Origin of the sequence: uncultured Gimesia sp. (assembly GCF_937910335.1) — a bacterium.
Lineage (GTDB): Bacteria > Planctomycetota > Planctomycetia > Planctomycetales > Planctomycetaceae > Gimesia.
Genome location: NZ_CALEMX010000179.1, coordinates 1 through 2,449 on the forward strand (window position 1 = coordinate 1; position 2,449 = coordinate 2,449).

At 45.0% G+C, this 2,449-nt stretch carries 4 protein-coding genes; 2 read left to right on the top strand and 2 right to left on the bottom strand.

What is annotated here, in order from left to right; genetic code table 11:
* Positions 1–506 precede the first annotated feature (506 nt).
* Positions 507–722: a hypothetical protein gene (locus Q0668_RS06870; RefSeq protein WP_298861815.1), complete on the top strand. Its 216-nt coding sequence runs from the start codon at positions 507–509 to the stop codon at positions 720–722.
* Between the two features lie 134 nt (positions 723–856).
* Here the strand turns inward: Q0668_RS06870 and Q0668_RS06875 are convergent, their stop codons facing one another.
* A complete protein-coding gene (locus tag Q0668_RS06875) occupies positions 857–1,048 on the bottom strand; it encodes a DUF6435 family protein (RefSeq protein ID WP_298861818.1) in 192 nt (63 codons plus the stop codon).
* An 82-nt stretch (positions 1,049–1,130) separates the two neighbouring features.
* Positions 1,131–1,634, bottom strand: coding sequence for a hypothetical protein (locus Q0668_RS06880; RefSeq protein ID WP_298861821.1), 504 nt, complete (start codon positions 1,632–1,634; stop codon positions 1,131–1,133).
* 166 nt (positions 1,635–1,800) lie between these two features.
* Here Q0668_RS06880 and Q0668_RS06885 point away from each other — a divergent pair.
* Positions 1,801–2,449: hypothetical protein (locus tag Q0668_RS06885; protein ID WP_298861824.1), on the top strand; the 649-nt coding region annotated here is incomplete at its 3' end.

The following is a 2,449-nucleotide window of genomic DNA, read 5'->3' on the forward strand; positions in this document are numbered from 1 at the left end:
CGAAAAAAAGACTCCGATCCTTCATAAGGAAAAAGTAAAGTAAGTGCCATTAGGCGTTAGCCACGGTTCATCCCAAATTGCAAAGAACGATTGGAAAGAAGAAACACTACCTGGCCACCGTTGTTGTATATTTTAATTCCAATTTTGAAACAGTGGCACCTGATTTTCTCAGAGTCATCACATATTTTCGTGAGATTCGTGTCTTTCGTGGTAATCCTGATCCCAGTCTTTCGGGTCGCCTTTTACACTTATTAGCTGCGATACCAATGTACTACTGAGTAGAAACCTCAGATATGAATGAAAAGACGAAATTAAAACGTCCCTCAATTCTCAGTCATCCTTCATTCAGGAATATGATTGGCAGATCGACATGCATCCTCTTAATAGTCTCTGGCGTTCTGTTTTTCCTTGAGGGGCCGTACTCTGCAGGCATCATAAAACCAAAATGGTACCGAAATTTCAGGCGTTCTATTCCCGGCGTCGCGGAATATGATCAACGCAGGAGTATGTTAGCAATACTCAAATCATTGGAATTATCGGGAGTCATTTCTTCAACTCCCACAAATGATGACCCACCTCAATACGATTTCCTGGATGGAGGCTCGGATCTTTGGGGAACACCACTTCGATTTGAAACAATCAATGGCGTTCTCTCGATCAGGTCTGCCGGACCTGACAAAAAATATTACACGTCCGATGATCGGGTTTATCAAAATGAGTGAAAGCTGTTAGGAACAAGTTAATCGACCAAGCAGATTACACAAGTTTGTTGAATATTCTTTAGGAGAATTCTGGCGAGTGAAAATGAAGCATCAATCATTTTCGTGCCTTTCGTGTTTTTCGTGGTAGAAAAAAACTAACCGTTAGCATCTTCAACCGTCTCTGCAAGACGATCAATCTCCTGCAGGATCGTTTCCGCCTCAGCCATTAAAGTTGCATATCCCTGAATATTCCCATTCCGTTGTGCGTCACGCGCCTGCTCCAGCTTCGCGGCGTATCGGGCCTCTAATTTCTTCTTAGGATCACCACGCAACCAGCCAAACATCATTTAGTCCTCTCGAAAATCGTAAAGAATGTTATATCCAGGACTATAGTCGTACCGCTCGCGTTGGCAATGGAAAAATTTTGGGTTACTTCCCAACAATAGTCTGCGTATCCCATTCGATCTGCGAGTCTTTCACATACTTTGCCTCACCCGTATTCAGCAAGATCCAGCGCCCGTGATACCAGTCAGGCTTGCGTCCCACTACATAAAAACGCTCCACAAAATGCTTTGGTGGTTTATCTTGATTGCCATACCGTCCATGTAACAGTTTAATCTGATCACCAGAGGCAGGTCTTGTGAACCAGACAAAAGGGCTATCAGATGAACGCGAATTCAAACTGGATTCATCGAAGATAACCGGCCCTTTCAGTTCTTCAAATGAGAGATTCTTCTCATTTAGATATTGCGGCGTCATTGCGTAGACCATTTTCAGTGTCCGTTCATCATCCCGAAATGAAGGCGGATATTGAAAAAACGGCCAGATACCATATCCAGCGATCATGAATAAAAACAATAGCAGAAATCCATAAGAGAACCATCCTGATCGAATGAACGAATTCGATCTGTTTTCACTCACATCAGAATTCATTCTTGTTTCTCGTTCAGTTGTGGATTTTCATTCCTGTCAGCTAACGATGGCTTGCGCCATTCCGCTCAGTATATATGTAAGTTATAATCGAAAACTTAATGAACCGGTAATGAATTCTTAATTAATCCGATCATAGTGCTTCGATTCAAACAGAGAGAAAACAACTGTGACGATCAAATATGACTCGCTCATTCGCTTTGTAGTTCTGTTCGGCCTCTTAATCTGTAGCGCACAAAATCTGCAGAGTGCAGAACCGGCTTCTGTTGATCTCTCAAGTCTCGACGCTGATGTGATCATCAATGAGGACAGCAAAACATACGACTCGCATCCGTCTGCGGTGACCATGCCCAATGGTGTCACGTGGGTAACCTGGAGTGCGTTCAAGAACAGTCGCGATCAAATTCTGCTCCGTAAAATTGAGGCGAATGGCACATTGGGGGCGGTGCAGATCGTGAGCGAAGAGGGAGCCGTACACGGGCATCCGACTCTGGTAACGATGGGCAAGGGCAAGCTCTGGGTCATCTGGTCGGCTAAGAAACCGACTGGTTGGAAAATCCTGGCACGTTTGTATCAAGGGGGAACGGCGCAAAAAGTGATGACCGTCTCCGATCATCAAACCAACGCCATCCAGCCGACAGCGGCACAGATTGCCGACGATCAACTGATGGTCGCCTGGAGCGGACTTCAAGACGGACATTTTCAGATTCAAAGCCGTGTACTGAAAGGCAAGGACTGGCAGGAACCGATCACACTTTCTTTTGACCGATATTTCCCATTTGGGTTGAGCCAGGAATCGATCCAGGCTCGAATCATAC